Annotated in this window: 13 protein-coding genes, 2 pseudogenes and 2 riboswitches; of the genes and pseudogenes, 4 read left to right on the top strand and 11 right to left on the bottom strand. The window is 64.6% G+C overall.

All coding sequences use genetic code 11. From position 1 onward, the window contains the following. Window positions 1–46 precede the first annotated feature (46 nt). A pseudogene (locus FHJ30_RS03220) lies at window positions 47–487 on the top strand (potassium channel family protein); the annotation flags it as partial. A gap of 170 nt (window positions 488–657) precedes the next feature. On the opposite strand, the pseudogene FHJ30_RS21585 reads toward FHJ30_RS03220, so the two are convergent. The 7 genes and pseudogenes from FHJ30_RS21585 to FHJ30_RS03185 form a co-directional block, all read right to left on the bottom strand. Continuing rightward, a pseudogene (locus tag FHJ30_RS21585) lies at window positions 658–1044 on the bottom strand (PQQ-dependent sugar dehydrogenase); the annotation flags it as partial. 748 nt (window positions 1045–1792) lie between these two features. Continuing rightward, on the bottom strand, window positions 1793–3157 hold the full coding sequence (locus FHJ30_RS03210; RefSeq protein ID WP_139027827.1) for an NAD(P)/FAD-dependent oxidoreductase: 1365 nt from the start codon (window positions 3155–3157) through the stop codon (window positions 1793–1795). A 90-nt stretch (window positions 3158–3247) separates the two neighbouring features. Beyond that, window positions 3248–3913 carry an organomercurial lyase MerB gene (gene merB, locus FHJ30_RS03205; RefSeq protein ID WP_139027826.1) on the bottom strand — a complete coding sequence of 222 codons (666 nt, stop codon included), beginning with the start codon at window positions 3911–3913 and terminating at the stop codon, window positions 3248–3250. Between the two features lie 42 nt (window positions 3914–3955). Next, the gene (gene merA / locus FHJ30_RS03200; protein WP_139027825.1) at window positions 3956–5398 is read right to left on the bottom strand and encodes a mercury(II) reductase; all 1443 of its coding nucleotides are present in this window, start codon (window positions 5396–5398) and stop codon (window positions 3956–3958) included. A gap of 119 nt (window positions 5399–5517) precedes the next feature. After that, window positions 5518–6066: a TlpA disulfide reductase family protein gene (locus FHJ30_RS03195; RefSeq protein ID WP_139027824.1), complete on the bottom strand. Its 549-nt coding sequence runs from the start codon at window positions 6064–6066 to the stop codon at window positions 5518–5520. After that, complete coding sequence (locus FHJ30_RS03190) at window positions 6063–6956, bottom strand: cytochrome c biogenesis protein CcdA (RefSeq protein WP_240793563.1); 894 nt, start codon at window positions 6954–6956, stop codon at window positions 6063–6065. Before FHJ30_RS03190 ends, FHJ30_RS03195 begins: the two co-directional genes overlap by 4 nt. A 65-nt stretch (window positions 6957–7021) precedes the next feature. Then, window positions 7022–7309: a hypothetical protein gene (locus FHJ30_RS03185; protein ID WP_205677031.1), complete on the bottom strand. Its 288-nt coding sequence runs from the start codon at window positions 7307–7309 to the stop codon at window positions 7022–7024. A gap of 219 nt (window positions 7310–7528) precedes the next feature. On the opposite strand from FHJ30_RS03185, the gene FHJ30_RS03180 reads away from it, so the two are divergent. Further along, entirely contained in the window at window positions 7529–7918 is a 390-nt protein-coding gene (locus FHJ30_RS03180) for a heavy metal-responsive transcriptional regulator (protein ID WP_139027822.1), read from the top strand. A gap of 24 nt (window positions 7919–7942) precedes the next feature. Here the strand turns inward: FHJ30_RS03180 and FHJ30_RS03175 are convergent, their stop codons facing one another. Further along, window positions 7943–8392: a thioredoxin-like domain-containing protein gene (locus FHJ30_RS03175; RefSeq protein ID WP_205677030.1), complete on the bottom strand. Its 450-nt coding sequence runs from the start codon at window positions 8390–8392 to the stop codon at window positions 7943–7945. 119 nt (window positions 8393–8511) lie between these two features. Further along, window positions 8512–8832, bottom strand: a complete 321-nt coding sequence (locus FHJ30_RS03170; protein ID WP_139027821.1) for a hypothetical protein — start codon at window positions 8830–8832, stop codon at window positions 8512–8514. Between the two features lie 148 nt (window positions 8833–8980). Beyond that, window positions 8981–9173: riboswitch (cyclic di-AMP (ydaO/yuaA leader) on the top strand. A gap of 3 nt (window positions 9174–9176) precedes the next feature. On the opposite strand from FHJ30_RS03170, the gene FHJ30_RS21580 reads away from it, so the two are divergent. Both FHJ30_RS21580 and FHJ30_RS03160 read left to right on the top strand, forming a co-directional pair. Further along, window positions 9177–10055, top strand: a complete 879-nt coding sequence (locus FHJ30_RS21580) for a M23 family metallopeptidase (RefSeq protein WP_240793562.1) — start codon at window positions 9177–9179, stop codon at window positions 10053–10055. A gap of 178 nt (window positions 10056–10233) precedes the next feature. Then, window positions 10234–12216 carry a cytochrome c oxidase assembly protein gene (locus tag FHJ30_RS03160; protein WP_240793561.1) on the top strand — a complete coding sequence of 661 codons (1983 nt, stop codon included), beginning with the start codon at window positions 10234–10236 and terminating at the stop codon, window positions 12214–12216. A gap of 593 nt (window positions 12217–12809) precedes the next feature. Here FHJ30_RS03160 and FHJ30_RS03155 read toward each other — a convergent pair. Together FHJ30_RS03155 and FHJ30_RS03150 are read right to left on the bottom strand one after the other, a co-directional pair. Beyond that, on the bottom strand, window positions 12810–13928 hold the full coding sequence (locus FHJ30_RS03155) for an FAD-dependent oxidoreductase (protein WP_139027820.1): 1119 nt from the start codon (window positions 13926–13928) through the stop codon (window positions 12810–12812). 547 nt (window positions 13929–14475) lie between these two features. Further along, complete coding sequence (locus FHJ30_RS03150) at window positions 14476–15288, bottom strand: M23 family metallopeptidase (RefSeq protein WP_139027819.1); 813 nt, start codon at window positions 15286–15288, stop codon at window positions 14476–14478. A 4-nt stretch (window positions 15289–15292) separates the two neighbouring features. Further along, window positions 15293–15483, bottom strand: a riboswitch (cyclic di-AMP (ydaO/yuaA leader). Window positions 15484–15610 lie beyond the last annotated feature (127 nt).

Raw genomic sequence — 15610 nt, 5'->3', positions numbered from 1 at the left:
AACGGCAGCGCGCCCTCTACATCTCTCTGGTCACTTTGCGACCCTCGGTTACGGCGACGTTGTACCCGTCACAGCCTGGGTCCGTCTCCTCTCCCCCGTTCAGGCCCTGACCGGCTTGGCACTTCTGACCGCAGCGCTGTCCTGGTTCAACCAGATCTATCCCACCCTCGGTCGCCGGCGAACGCTCGCCAGGCGGACAAACCTGCTGCAAGACAACGCATACGCCGAAAACCTCGATCACATGGAAGTACCAGCCGGCAGCGGGGTTCTCGAGGACATCACCGGCAGTATCGTCCAAGCCCGAGTCCATATATCCCAAAACACTGAAACCTACTACTTCCGCGAAACCGACGCCCGCATCTCCTTGGCCGCTTCTCTCCCCTACGCCCTGGCACTCAGTGCAAAGGCTAAGACTCGCCCAATGAGGAACTCCGGCTCAACGGCCGGATCCTTCAAACAGCCCTGGAAGATTTTGCGCAACACATGAAAAAACAATTTTCCCTGCAGGGGGGATCGGCAGAGGAATCGTCAACTTCTTCGCGATTGGCCACGGACACGGGTCAGAGCAAGACAACGGAGCCTAATTCCTGGGGGACCCGGCGTTCCCGTGCCTGCCCTCGCGCCGGGCAGCGGCGAGGACAAGAGGTCCAGTCAGTGTCAGGTAAGGGGAAAGCGCACTATCCGGTCATCGTCTGCCGAGGGGTTTCCGCGGCCGTCGGTGTTGTTGGTAAGTATCCAGAGCGACCCATCGGGGGCGACTGTAACGTCCCGCAGGCGCCCGTACTGGCCGACGAACCGCTCGACGGCGGTCGACACGTCGGTCAAGGGGACTTCCCGCAGGCGCTGGCCGCGGAGGTTGGCGATGTAGATCATTTGATTGTGGACGGCGATGCCGCTGGGGCTTGCTTCTGCGGGGCCCCATTGCTGCACGGGGTCGATGAATCGGCCCTCCCCGGCGATACCTTCAACGTCGGGCCAGCCGTAGTTGCCGCCGGGTTCGATCACGTTGAGTTCGTCCCAGGTATTCTGTCCGAATTCAATGGCACCGCCCTGACGTGGGCGGCTGCCCGCGCGCTTGCCGTGCCGCCTTTGGCCGACATGGTTGAAAGCCTGAGGGGTTTTTCCCAGTTGCGCGCCGGTGCGCGGATCAATCTCTTCGGGCGAAGATTCCCATGTCAGCGCCCAGGCCAGCAGGTCCTCGAAGAGTTTTTTGGCCTGCCTGCCCCGCCCGGCCAGGTGAGGGCTTCGACCAGCCAGAACATGGCGATGGTAAACGGGCCTTCCGTTCCTTCCATCGAGCAGCGAAAGGATTTCCTGGCCTGATTCGGGCGGGGGCCACGTCAGCCGTGCCTTTGTCGCGGCCCGGCTCATTCCAGGTTCAGGACGGCGCTGACCGGACCATGGCGGCGGCTGCAGGAAAAGGGTTCGCCCGGGGGCTGAGGGGCCTACCCGCAGCCGGCCTCCACGTCAGCGGTCAAGCAGCAGAAACACGAACTCCGGGGCATCAAAACGCAGCGGACAAAAAATTCAATCGCCCCGTCGGGGTCCGATTAGGGCAGCTGAGAGACCGTCACCGATCGGGGCCAAAGCCCCGAAGTCAGGAAAAACACTTTCACCGGTCACCGGAAGGCCCCCGGCAGCCCTGGTCCGCCGGACCGGCTCCGGGACCCTGGGTTCGCGCACATAGCAGCCGCGCCGTCCGCTGGCGCCACTGCGCCGGTCTACGCCCGGTAGGCCGCCGACTGTTCGACCCTGTTGTCCCACAACATTTCCCTTCCCTTGGATGGGGAAGTTAGAGGTCCAGTTTTTCCAATGCCGCGTGGTAGGCCTCGTGGTAGGTGGGGAATTGTGCGACCTGGTCCAGGAGGGTGTCGAGGGGTATTTGCGCCCGGATGGCCAGGGAGGCGTGGTGGATCCATTCACCGGCCATCGGCCCGATTGCCCAGGCTCCGATGAGGATTTTCCGGTCGGCGTCGGCCAGCAGGCCCAGGTGTCCGCGGGGATCTTTCTCGTAGGTCCAGGGCCGGGCGATGGCTTTGGTCAGGTCGAGTTCGGCCGCGGCAACCTTGAGGCCGCGTTGTTGTGCCTGGTGGGCGGTCAGTCCGGCGGCGGCGATTTCGGGGTCGGCGAACACTACGCGCGGTATGCCGTCATAGGTGGCGGGGCGGGGCCGGTCGAGAATGGCGTCGGCGGCGATCCTGCCTTGGTATTTGGCTACGTGGGTGAAGGGCATGATGCCTGTGACGTCGCCGATGGCCCAGGTGTTTTCCGCGGCGCGGCAGTGTTCATCGACCAGTACTTCACCGCGGTCCCCCAGCGTGATCCCGGAATGTTCAAAGCCGAGGCCTTTGGTGCGCGGTGTTCGGCCGGTGCCGAAGATTACGACGTCGGCCGCGACTTCCCCGCCGTCTTCGCCGTCTGCTTTCTGGAGTTCGATGATGCTTTCGGCGCCCTCGCGCCGGGCGCGGGCAGCGGTTGCGCCGAGGCGGACGTCGACGCCGGTTTCCTGAAGGTATGTGTGGGCCAGTTCCCCGACGCGGGGATCTTCGCGGTCGATCAGGCGCTGTCCGCGGTGGACGAGGGTGACTTTGACGCCGAAGCGTGCCAGGAATGTCGCAGTTTCAACCCCGACCGCGCTGCCGCCGATGATCACCGCCCGTTCCGGCAGGGTTGAGGCGGTGTAGGTCTCCCGGTTGGTCCATGCAGTAATCTCTTCGATGCCCTCCAGGGGAGGTATTACCGCGTCTGACCCGGTTGCGATGATGAGGTGTTCGGCCGTGATGTCGCGGTCTCCCGCGCGGATCCGGCCCGGCCCGGTGAGCCGTGCCTCTTCCTTGATCACCTCGGCCCCCTGCTTCGCGTAACCGTCCACCTGGGCTTTGTCGTCCAGGTTCCGGATCATGTAGTCCCGGTATTTGGCCGTTTCGTCCCAGTCCAATTCGGCGCCGCTGACCCCGGCGGCTTTTTCTACCTCTATGCGTGCTTCGGGCGGCCGCAGGACCGTTTTGGATGGGATGCAGGCCCAGTAGGCGCACTCCCCGCCGATCAGTTCCCGCTCAAAGATGACTACTTTCTTCCCTGCTTTCAGCAGGCGGTCCGCAGCGACCTCCCCGCCGGGTCCCATACCAAGCACGGCTACATCGAAATGTTCGTTCACGCTGATCTCCTTCAGATGGCTTGATCCTTCGGGTTCTGCTCCTCAAACGTCTTTTCGGCCCGCACTGTGCTGCCTTAGGGTCTCCTGGTGTCAGCAGCTGCAGCTGTGGACCCGGTTCCCCGGGTTTCCGGTTTCCTGCGCTTCGGTCTGGGCGAGCATTTTTCCGGCCAGGTCAGAAGCGAGCCGGTAGGCGTCGTCCACGGGGATCACGGTGCCCTCGGGGTGGTCCTTGAGCCAGGGCTCGGCTTCTTCCGGTGAGGCGAAGAAGTGGACCTGGTTGCAGAAGGAGGTGCGGACAGAACTAATGTCGTCCGGGTTGATCAGGGACACCACCGCGGTGGCCGGCTCAACACCGGTAACCCCGGAGCTGCCGGCGCGCAGGCGCACGGGGGTGCTGGCAGAGTCGTAGGCGGATTCGATCCGTGCGGAGGTGCCCAGCAGGGTGGGAAAGATCAGGGTGTCCAGCGCGCACCAGGTGTAGAGCTGTTCGCCGTCCACCTCGAAGCGGTGCCGGGTGGCGCGCTGGGTCAAACCCATACCGACGATCCGGCCTGATCCGTCGTACTCGGCGTCGGGCATTCCTTCAAGGGCTGTGCGGACGTCCTCGGCGGGGCGGCCCGTGGCCGCGGCAAGGTCAGCTGCGTCCACAGGCTCGCCCAGTGCGAGGAGTTTCAGCAGCGGCAGCCACAGCCAGGGCTGGATGCCGGTTTCGGAGGAGGCGAGGCGGTCGGTGACCTGGCTGACGTTGTTCATCATCGTTGATTCCTTCAGATGGGGCTGAGCTGGAGCTGGCGCGGGTCAGGAGGCGCAGCAGGAGAGTTTGGAGACGTCGGTGGTGAAGGACTGTGCGGCGATTTTGATCCCTTCGGCCATGGTCAGGTACGGGGACCAGAGGTTTGCGACTTGGTCCACGGTCATTCCTGCCTCGAGGATGTACACCCCGGCGGCGGCCAGGTCACCGGCTTCCTTGCCGACGGCGGTGATCCCGACGATGCGGCCGGTGCTGTTATCGGCGACGATTTTGATGAAGCCGCGGGTGTCCCGGTTCACCAGTGCCCGGGGAACGTATTCCAGGGGCAGGACCCGGCATTCACACCGGATGCCCGCCTCGTTGGCTTCCTTGTCGGTCATGCCGACCGCTGCCAGGGCGGGGCTGGTGAACGTCACGCGGGGCAGGTGCCGGTAGTCGACCTCGCGGCCGGCGTTGTTAAAGGCGTTCTCCACCATCAAAGTCCCGTGGGCGGACGCGACGTAGACGAATTCGCGGTGCCCGGTCACGTCCCCTGCGGCCCAGATCCTCGGGTTGGAGCTGGCCAGGGTGTTTTCAACCAGGATCTGGCCGGTGTCGCCGGTTTTGACGCCGACTGCGTCAAGGTTCAGTCCGTCGGTGACGGCGCGGCGGCCGGTGGCTACCAGCAGCTTCGCGGCGCGGAATTCTTCCTGGCCCCCGGCGACCGTGGCGGTCGCAATGATTTGTGCGGTGGTCGGATCTGTTCGGACCGATGTCACGGCTGCGCGGCGGACCACGCGGATGCCCTCGTCGGCGAAGACGCCCATCAGGGCACGGGAGGCTTCCGGTTCCTCCTGGGAGGCGAGCCGGGAGCGGACCAGCAGGGTCACTTTCGATCCGAGGCGGGCAAAGAGCTGCGCCTGTTCCAGGGCCACGTACCCGCCGCCGAAGATGATCAGGGACTCGGGCACCTCATCCAGTTCCATGGCAGTAGTCGAGGTCAGGTAGTTAACCTCGTCCAGTCCCGGCACCGGGGGTGCCCACGGGGCCGAACCGGTCGCGACCAGATAATGGGCGGCGGTCAGGGAGTCGCGTGCGCCGTCAGGTCCGGTGACTTCCAGGACCGGTTCCTCCGGGGTGCCGGCGAAAACCGCGGTCCCCTGACGCAGGTCCCACCCGTAGTCGGCGGCCAGATCCACGTATTTATCCGAACGCATTCCTTCGACCAGGGACCGTTTCCCATCAATGAGTGCCCTCATGTCCACGGGGGCCGCCGTGGTGCTGATTCCGGGGAACCTTCCGGTAGCATCCACGGCGACATGGCGGGCTTCTGCGGCGGCCAGCAGGGCTTTGGAGGGAATGCACCCGGTGTTCACGCAGGTCCCGCCTACCGTGGAGCGTTCGATCATCACGACCCGCTTGCCCAGCTTGGTGGCACGGATGGCGGCGGCGAAGGCGCCGCCTCCGGAACCGATCACGGCCAAATCAAAATCCGGTGCTGCCTCAGGCATGAATCCTCCATCAAGTCTTGGATGAACACCCGGGGGTGTTCTTCTGATGCGTGCTGTCCCCAGTCTGCACCTTCCCCTGCACAGGAAGGTCAAGAGCGGGAGCGACGAGTCGGGTGTTGCTACGGAAGGGCTGTGTTAAGAAATTCCCTCAGGGCATCGGCCTTCATGGGCCGGGAGTCGGCCCGGGCCAGGATGTCGCCGTCAGGTGCGACGACGACGGTGCTGTCCAGGGATGTGACCGCGTACTTTTGGGTGAGCTCTCCGGTCTGGTCGACAACGAAGGGGTAACCGGGAATACCGGCCAGTTCACGGAACTGGTCCACCTGGGTTTTTGTGTTCTCCGGCGTCACGTCCACGGCTACGAAGTCGGCCTTGTCGGCATATTCCTGTTCCATTTCCTTCATTGCTTTTGCCTGCGGAACGCAGGTATAGCACCAGCTCGCCATGAAGAACAGCACTGTCGGGCGGGTGGAGGGGACGGTGAGGGCCTTTCCGTCTACGGACGTGATCTCGATCCTGTCCACAGTGTTTCCGCCCGCTGGCCCGGCGGCCGGGGCGGTTTCGCTCCCGCGGTTCAGTGCTGTGAGGGAAAGGATCAGGATGAGCGCCGCGGCGGCTATGACGGCAGTAATGGTGAAGATGCGCCGGTTGTTTCTGGTCGTTGTCATGGGTTTCCTTGCTGGTTGTTGCGCCCTGGCGCCGTGTCGGGAAGAAGGGGTTCCGGGCCGCAGCACGATTCGGGGCTGTCGCTGCTCTCAGCCCCCTCCGCGGGTTCGCTGTTGTCTCGTGCCTTGCTGTCCCGGCGGCGCCGCAGGGACAGGGCGACGGCGGTGAGGACGGCGGCCACCGCGGTGAGGGTGATGATCGGCCAGTTGCCGGAGATGAAACCGGACAGCGCTGTGCTGGCTTCGGTGACTGCCCCGCTCATGATCCCCCCGGCCTGGCCGCCTGACAGGGCCGGCACCCAGTAGAGCAGCAGGTAGATGCCCGCAAGGATGAGCGCGGCTCCGCCGAGACGGTTAACAAAAGGCAGGAGCCTTCGTACGTGGCGTGCCAGGGCGTCCCGCGCCACCGCTGCACCGAGGGACAAAAGGACCAGCACCACCGAGGAGCCCAGGGCGTAGGCGGCGAAGACCGCCAGCAGCCCGGCCAGGCTCCCGGTGGACACGGCTTGGGCGACGACAGCGAGCAGCAGGGCCAGGCTGCAGGAGAGTGCAGCCACCGCATACGCCACCCCGTAGCCAAAGACCGCCCTGAGCCCTGAACCGGTACCGTCCGTTTTAAGAAACCGGGGCAGGTTCAACTTCGTCCCGGGCAACTGCAAACCGAACACCATGCCAAGGCCGGCAACCACAATAACCGCTCCGATCAACGCCGCCGCCCAGGGCAGCGCCGACGCAACCGACCGCAGACCCACAGCGGCGAGCAGGCCGGCCGTCACAAAGACAGCGGCGAAACCGGCGCTGAGGGTAACCCCGGCCCGAAGACCGGCAAGCAGCGGCCGCCGTCCCGCACCGGGGCCGGAACCAATGAAGTACGCCAGATAGGTTGGCAGCATCGCGAAACCGCAAGGATTCACCGTGGCCAGCATCCCGGTCAGAAACGCCAGACCCAAAACCCCCGTCATGCCCGCAACCCCGCATCCCTAGCAGGAGCGCCTGGCCGGGACTGCTCCGAGCCGTTCCGGCGTTGCGCCTGCGTGAGCAGGACCGCCGCGGTAAGGGCTGCGGCGGCAATGATCCAGAGGTTGCCTGCTATCGGCGCGGCTGCGGCGAAAACACTGGTTGCACCTGCAAGAACCGGTATCCCGCAGCACACCAGCGCAACCATCACAACACCAAGGGAGGACAACAGGGCCCCCGCCGCAAGCACCAGGCCCGGGCGCTCCCGGCCCTTCGCTTTTATTGACATGATCATCCTTCCTATGTCCGGCTCTTGTCCGGGGTCCCGACAGGAGACCGAACGCGAAAACCGGACAGCCAGTATTCCGTCTCAACCCATCATCGACATTCCACTGCGGGGGAAGGTCAAGCTGGCGACGGGACCTGGTGGTTTGCCGGTGCCCACGCGGAACGTTCCAGTACGATGGAAGGGTTATGTGCGTGTTCGGAACGAAATTAGGGACCCGGAATGCGAATCGGTGAAGCTGCTGACGCTGTCGGCATGACAACGAAGACGATCAGGTTCTATGAGGACCGGGGCCTGCTCCCGCCGGCGGAGCGCTCCGCGAACGGCTACCGCGATTACTCGCACGACACTCTCAGCCGCCTCGAATTCATCCGCCGCAGCCAGATCGCCGGCCTGACCCTGGCGCAGATCCAGGGCATTCTGCGGATCCGCGATGACGGCATCACGCCGTGCACCCACGTACGGGACGTCCTGGGGAAACAACTGCAGGACCTGGACCGGAAAATCGCAGAACTCACCGCGCTGCGGGTGACCGTGGCCGAACAATATGCCACCGCCGAGGCGGCCGACCCTCAGCGCTGCGACGCTGAACAAATCTGCAGTTACATCTGACCGCCCGTGGGTGAAGCGCTTCGCCTAGTCGGCTCCCGCCGCGGCCAGTGCCGTGCGCAGTTCAGCAGCGTCTGGCTCCACCGCCCGGAAGACCTCCGTGCCGGCGGCGTCCAGGACCACAGCGGTGCTTACCTGGTTTATCCCGTAGGCGGTAATGAGCCGTGTATCGGTATCAGAGGCAAAGGCCAGGGATGACGCCCCGTTCCCGGCCAGGAATTCCTTGATTTCGTCGGCCGTTTCGTAGGGCGCGATGTCCACGGCAACATAGTTCACGGCAGCAGGAGAACTTCGCTGGACCTCGGCGAGCATCCGGGTTCCCGGTCCGCAGGCGCCGCACTCAATGGAGAAGAAAAAGAGCACGCTCGGCTTCGATCCCGGCACCGGCACCTGTTCCCCCTGGCTTGTCGCAGCGGTAAACCCGGCTGCTGCCGCCGGCCCCTCCCCGTGGTCCGTCTGCGGTGCATAGGACGGCATGAACGACACGAACAGGGTTACGGCTGCGGCACCGGCAAGCAGCAGTGCCAGGAAACTCCGCCATGAAGGCCACCTCCACGGCGCCCGACCCCCGGCCCTGTTGCCAGGGTGACTCTCGATCACCGGCCGCCGGTGGGCTGCGAGGCCCTGCCTGCGTTGCGATCCTGGTTAGACGCGGAGGCAGCGGCGGGTGCGCAGCAGTCATTCATCCCACCCGACGCACCCGGCCGGCGGCGCCGGAGCGCCCAGAGCAGTACAACCGCAGCCAGGGCCACAGCGCCAAGGATGACCCACGGATTACCCAGGAATGAGCCGGCCGCACCCAGTGCTCCGGCCGCAATCAGCAGCGGCAGCCCGCAGCACAGCACATGCAGCAGGACAAAGCCGCCCACGGCCAGCAGCCCTGTCCGGCTGTTCTGGCCCTTGGAAGTAGATGACACAGTCGTTCCTTTCAACGCTCGGCCATACGGGGTGGGAGCGGGTGATTGGTGATCAGGCTCGTCCCAGTATTGACCTTCCTCCATAGTGGAAGGTCAATACTGGTGAGGAAATGCCATCAAGAGGGTGTTTCCCGGGCGGCGCGTCGAACTCTGCCAGCTGCCGGGCCCATTCAAGTTCACCTGGCAGAGGTGGGGAACCCATCAACGACGGCCCTTCGGCCGTCTTGGGGTGAAGCCCCTGAACCGCTGTGCAGCCATCAAGGTGCACGCGGACAGGGGCCGGGTTATTGTTCCTGACCCGAATCCGACAGCTAACCCCGCAGGCGCCGGCAGAAGGACATTTTGTGAACATCCACACCCCTGCGGGGTACTCCCCTGTGCCCGGTGCACACCCGCCAGCAACGGCAAGGCCCGCCAGTGGGCGGCGCCGCGCCGCGCCCCCACTTCAGGGCAGGCGCCGTACTGACCCGTCCGCTGACGGGTCATCACGCCACCGCGGACGCAAGGCCGCGCTGGCAGTCATCGCCTCCGGCGTGGCCCTGACAGCGTCCCTGGCCTCCGCACACGCGGTCGCCCCGCAGGCCTCCACCGGCACCGAACTGCAGGCAGCAGGAAGTTCAGCGCTGACTGCATCTGCGCCCGTGACTGCCGCAGCCGATGCGCAGCTGGACTTCGGTCGTACGGAGGTGACCACCAGCCCGGCGCCCCCGGTCCCCGCCAACCCGGGGCCCGCCGTTGCGCCGAAGGAGACGCCTGCCGCAGAAGCCCCATCCCCCCAAGCGGTAGAGGCATCCAAAGCGCAGACTTCCGGACAGCGGGTTCCACCGGCGGGAGCCAGGCTCAGCTCCCCCGTACTAAATCCGGTGACCAATTCACCGTTCGGATACAGGGCCAATCCCCTGACCGGCTTGGGTGGTGAACTGCACACGGGCCAGGATTTCGCCGCCGGCTGCGGCACGGAAGTCTTAAGCGCCGGCAAGGGGACTGTCATCGAAGCCGGATTCAGCCCTTACGGCGGCGGCAACCGTATTGTCATCGACCATGGGAACGGCCTCCAAACCACCTACAACCACCTCGAAACGATCGGTGTACGGATAAACCAGGCCGTTGAAACCGGGGTGCGGATCGGGATTGCCGGCACAACCGGAAACTCCACCGGCTGCCACCTTCACTTCGAAGTCATTGTTAACGGCCAGACGGTCGATCCCTCAGCCTGGCTTTAACAAGGCCTCCGGCAGCGACTCTTTCCGGTTCTGTTCATGCCGGCACGCAGTGGCCCTTCCCGGCCCCCAAGACCCGACGGCTGTCGGGCCTCTGCGCGCGTGCAGGCCCCTTCCCATGCGGGTCGGGCCCTGACCGGCGGCACCGGAGAAATGCACTCGCCCGGAAGGTACGGAAAGAATGGAAGGAATGAAGGTGGCGTTGCGCAAGAGGCCTCCCGGCCCGGTGACAGCGGCGTGGACTGCAGGCGGTCTAGCCGCGGCCGTCCTGACGGCCCTGGCCGGTGTGTCCTACTCCGGCGCAGGCCAGGAACGTTTGCTGTCGGACCCCGGGGCAATCGTGCGCTGGGGCCTGCCACCGGTTCTTGCCCTGCATCACCTCGCATTGGCCGCCGTCGCCGGCGCTCTGATCTTCGCGGCCACTATCCTGCCCAGAAACCAAGGCGCCCAGGAGAATCCTGCAATCAGGGCGACCCTGAGAGTAGCAGCCGGTGCGGCCGGCGTGTGGGTGCTGGCCGCGACGGCGGTTCTCCTGCTGACGTATGCCGACATCGCAGGCCAGCCCCTGAGCGGGGACGCCGACTTCACCAACCAGCTCGGACTGTTCGTCACCGACGTCGCCGCGGGCCGGGCCCGGCTGGCGATCCTGATCATCGCCGTCCTGGTCAGTATCCTGGTCGTCGCCGTGACCTCGGCAGGCATGCTCCTGGCTACCGCCGTGCTCGCGCTTTCAAGCATCATCCCCGCCACCGCAGCGATAGGCCACGCCGCAGGCAGCGCTGACCACATCGGTGCCAGCAACGCCCTCGGCCTTCACGTTGCGGCAGGAACCCTATGGGTCGGAGGAATCATTGCACTGGCCGCCGCCATCCCCGCTCTCATCCGCCCGGGACCAGGCCATGCCGCAGCACAAACCGTCCTCCGGCGCTTTTCCGTCCTCGCCGGCCTCAGTTTTGCCCTGGTGGTGACCGCGGGAACCGCCAGTGCCCTCTACCGGCTCGGCAGTATCGACGGGCTGCTCTCCGCCTACGGTGCTCTGCTCCTGTCCAAGACGGCTGCAACCCTGTTCCTCGGGCTGTTGGGCCTCATTCACCGGTACCGGGTCATTCCCGCACTGGCTGTTCCCGGCCTCCTGCCCCGGCTGCTGTGGCGGGTCCTTGCGGTGGAACTGCTCATCATGGGCGCCGTCATGGGCCTCGCGGTCGCCCTGGCCCGCAGCCCCTCACCTGTGCCTCTGGAACCGGACCCGGAAGCAACCCCGGCCCAAATCCTCACCGGATACCTGCTGCCTCCCGAACCGGACGCCAGCGCGTGGTTCATCCAATGGCGGCCAGACTGGCTCTGGATCACCGCAGCACTCCTCGCGGCGCTGTTCTACGGGCGGGCATACGCGCGTACCCGAGCCGTCTGGCCAAAGCGCCACCTGCTCAGCTGGTTCAGCGCCCTGATACTGCTGACCTTTATCACCTCCGGCCCTCCCGCCGTGTACGGCCCTGTCCTGCTCAGCGCCCATGTTGCCGGAACAATGACCATGGCCCTGCCGATTCCGTGGCTGCTAATCAATGCACGGCCCTTGAAGCTCGCCCTGACGGTACTGCCGGAACGGAACGACTCCAGCATCGGACCGAGAGAAGGCGCTTTGTGGCTCGCACGCATGGCCGCCCGCCCGGGGCCGCTGCTTTCCGGACTGACGCTGGGATCCTTGACCGTCCTGTTCTATCTGACATCTGCATTTGATTTGAGCCTCCGCGAACACCTGGCCCACGAAGCCAGCCTGGTACTTTTCCTCGCCGCGGGCATTCTCTTCGCGAGGGCCCTCCAGCCCGGCACTGAATCACCAGGATCCGCGAAACACAGGTTTGCTGCTCTCGCTACAACATCTGCAGGCATTGGAGTGACAGGTCTCCGGTTTCTCAACCCTGCAGGAATTGAACAGGAATGGTTCGCAGGTCTTGGACGCACGTGGGAGCCATCCGCCGCCGCCGACCAACACCTTGCCGGGCTCATCCTGCTCCTCGCCTGCACACTGTCAGCCATCCTCATCACCGTCTCCCACAAGCACCGGCAAGACCAGTCCAGGCCGGAGCTGATGACCGGACAAGCCACGGTCCAGGACACCCAACAGCAAAGGAACGATTCGAATGCCAAGCCCCAGCACTCCTGATCATGCAAACAGTCCAGACCGGCGAGAAGGTCAAGGACGCTTTCAAGAAGGACTGACCAGGCCGACACGAAGGGCGCGCCCAGCGAACGGGGCGCGCCCTTTGTTGTGCCCGGAAGACCAAGGAGAGGCAAAAGGTCCTTGCCGTTTGTGACCCTGGCAGCCAGGGTCGGGAGGCCATCCGCTTCCGTCTACCCCGGCAAGTGAGGCCCTCATGGGAATCAGGTACCCGTTATCCGGGTGCCCTCAGCTCGCGGCCGTACTGTAAACAGCGGAGCCGGCGGCGGTTACGGCGACGAGGTTCGGGGCTCAGAATTTTCCCTAACACCACCTTCCATCCGAACTGGTAGATCCTCCGTCCGCGGGCAGGGACATCACCTGTCCGCACACGAAGAGATCGATTGTCCGCACAAAAGAAGCTCCTCCTGTCCCTTGACACTTGGGACAGGAGGAGCGGGACCCCCGGGAGTCGTAGAGCACGCACCGGCCCTTACGGTGCCGCTACCCCTGTGGGGAGCCTGCGTAGTATGCAGAGCTTCGAAACCTCGAACTCGTGAAGTTCTCCGCCGCCCCCGCACCTGCGGCGACCACAGCTGTCAAGCGACCTCGAGTGACTCACCAGCGAGCTGCTCTACCAGCCGCGTGGCGTCCTCGGCGCAACCCCAGGAAAGAGTTACTCCGGCCCCGCCGTGGCCATAGTTGTGGACGATGCGGCTGCCCGGTTCGGCTTCCAGCCGAATGCTGTGAGTTCGGAAGGGGCGCAACCCGGCGCGCACCGGTTCGAACTCATCAATCTCCGCCTGGGCAAGCACCGGGAAGAAATCGATGCAGCGACGGAGCATGTCCCGGACCGGCTGATAGTTATCCAAGTCAATGTCGAGGCCCCACTCGTCTGGCTCCACCAGCCCCCCCAGCAGCAGCCGGTCCTCTCCCTTTGGGACAATAAAGATCATGTCCTGCTCATCCGTGTCCGCGTCGTTGGCCACAGCGTGAACGCTGGTGATCCGCGGCATCTTCGTCCCGTCGTTGCGGACGCGGATCAGCGCTCCGCGGTGGGGCGACAAGGCGGTGTCGCCGGCTAGCTCGATGGAGCCTAGTCCAGAGCAGTTCACAATCACCTCCACGCCGAACTTTTCCCGGAGCTCCTGCTCGTGTTCACGCAGGTCGTCCGAGACCCTGTGGGGGACCAGTCGACAGCCGGCATTCAGGGCTTCCCCTTGTAGCCAGGACATGTACTTTTCGGTGTCCACCACCGGGGCGAGGTAGGAATAAGCGTCCTGCACACCAGCCTCAGGGCTCACTCCGCCAACGTCCGCCAGCGCCGGATCGTGAACAAAACCGGGGACGTGGCGAGCGATATCATGCATCTTCGCTAACTCAGCCGGGCGGGAGGCGATCGGGTAACGGAAGTAGAAGACAGCTGGCCGGATGAACACTCCGGTTTCCTGGGGCCGTGCGGCCAGCGCCTGGAATTGCTCGTAGGAGGCCATGGCCCATGCCTTGGATTTCTCCAGCAGGATCTCGTCATGATGACGTCCACATACCGAGGGGGGCCACTCCCAGACCGCCCCGGCAGCGGTCGAGGTGACTTCCGGAGCGAAACTCTCGGCGACCACCGTAACGTTCCAGCCTCGCCTCCGCAGGGACAACGCCGTCGTTAGCCCGATCACACCAGCCCCGATCACTAGGGCTCGTCGTCCGTGATTTTCCACCATCTCTTGCCACCTCACTGTCGTTGATTCTCCGAGCGTCATCAAAAGGTACTACTATGCTACATAGTAGTACGCACGGAAGCTACCGATGGTCGGCTGGGATGTTGCTGCGGTCAAATGAGAGAGTGGTGCACTCAACCTGAGTGCTCCAGCCTGTCGAGAGGCCGGAATTAGGTTTCGGCTGTTTATCGGTCGACGGGCACATGTAACTATCGGTCCTCGGCACCTATGGTGTTCCATCAGGCCGGGGCTGCCACCTTTGCGGATTGCCGAGAAGCCGGATGCGGACCTTGAAAACAGAATCCTTAGCATGCTTATTGGGGCTAACAGTCCCTTGGAGAATTGCAGAGCGGCACCCCGATGCGACCCCTCGTCCTGGGTGTCGTTTGTCGGCCCTTTAGCAGCCCGTCCCTTCCGGCTGAACGGCTCATGTGCGTCCGTACAACGGTGGACCGTGCTGGGCATAAGCGGGTCAGCGTCAGCATCTGTGCTGCGATCGATGCGCTGGGCTGGCCGCCACCCGCAGCGAGAACATTCCTTCCGGTGCCGGTTACATCCAGCCCTGGGGGTTGACGGTTTGGCCGTTGAAGAGCACCTCGAAGTGCAGGTGGCAGCCGGTGGAGGCTCCCGTAGTGCCGGTCGCGGCCAGGCGCTGGCCGGCGGTGACGATACCGCCCACGCTCGTCTCAATGGAGGCGAGGTGGTTGTAAGTGCTTTGCAGGCCGTTGCCGTGGTCAACCACGATCCTGTTTCCTCCCCCGTAGGCGGACCAGCCTGCCTCGACCACGGTTCCGGCGCCAGCAGCGAACACGGCAGTCTGGCAGGCGGCCACCAGGTCAAGGCCCGTATGCATTTCCCCGGAACCTCCGGTTATCGGGCTGGTCCGAAGACCGAACGGTGAAGACACTGACATGCTCGACAGCGGCGCGGCGAGCCGGGCGGCAGCAACCTTAGCAACAGGCGCTGGGGCAGCTGTAGCGGCAGGCGCAGATGAGGCAGGGGCGGTTGGCAGGGTGGAGCCTGTAGGCGTTGGTTTTTCGGGTGCGGGGGCGGGGGTGGTCTCTACGTTCGACCGGTCGAAGGTGATGGCTGCTTCAGGGGAAGCTTGGACGATGGGGCCCGTGACGATGGACTGCGTGGCCGGGGCGGCCACCGTTGGGGCGCTGGTGGTTCCGCCATGGGCTGCGGTGATTCCGGCCCCGATCAGGACAGCTGCGCTGATGGTGGCAACAGCGGGAAGGTGCTTGTGCCCCCCTGCTGAGCTTTGAGCGGTGCGGACGGCTTTACGGATGGCGCCGGATGCGGAGCGGAAGGTATTAGTCGGACCGGTCTGACGGCGCCGGCCATGGATTGAGGAGGGCATGGGGGGATCCTTTCAGCGCCTGCGAAGTTAGCTGTCGGGTTCGGACCAAGGAGTCAGGCCCTGCCGGCACCCTTAGTCCCGCATTAGTAGCGGACGAGGGTATCGGCTTCACCCCAAGGCAGCGGTCTGCCAAAGATGGGTTCTCCGCCCCCGCCGGTAAGAATCGTAATCTGAGGCCGTCGGCGGGGCTGGGCGTCCGGCTCAAAAGCACTAGTACAGAAGTGCCTGTATCAACTTACCCGGTAATTCTGGATTGTTATAATTTCGTGATGTCCCAACGCTGGCAAAAGGTATTGAACGCATGCTGCTTTTGCGCGACTTT

Origin of the sequence: Arthrobacter sp. BB-1 (genome assembly GCF_006151685.1) — a bacterium.
In the GTDB taxonomy this organism is placed as follows: Bacteria; Actinomycetota; Actinomycetes; order Actinomycetales; family Micrococcaceae; genus Arthrobacter.
This window is presented reverse-complemented; position numbering and strand designations above follow the sequence as displayed.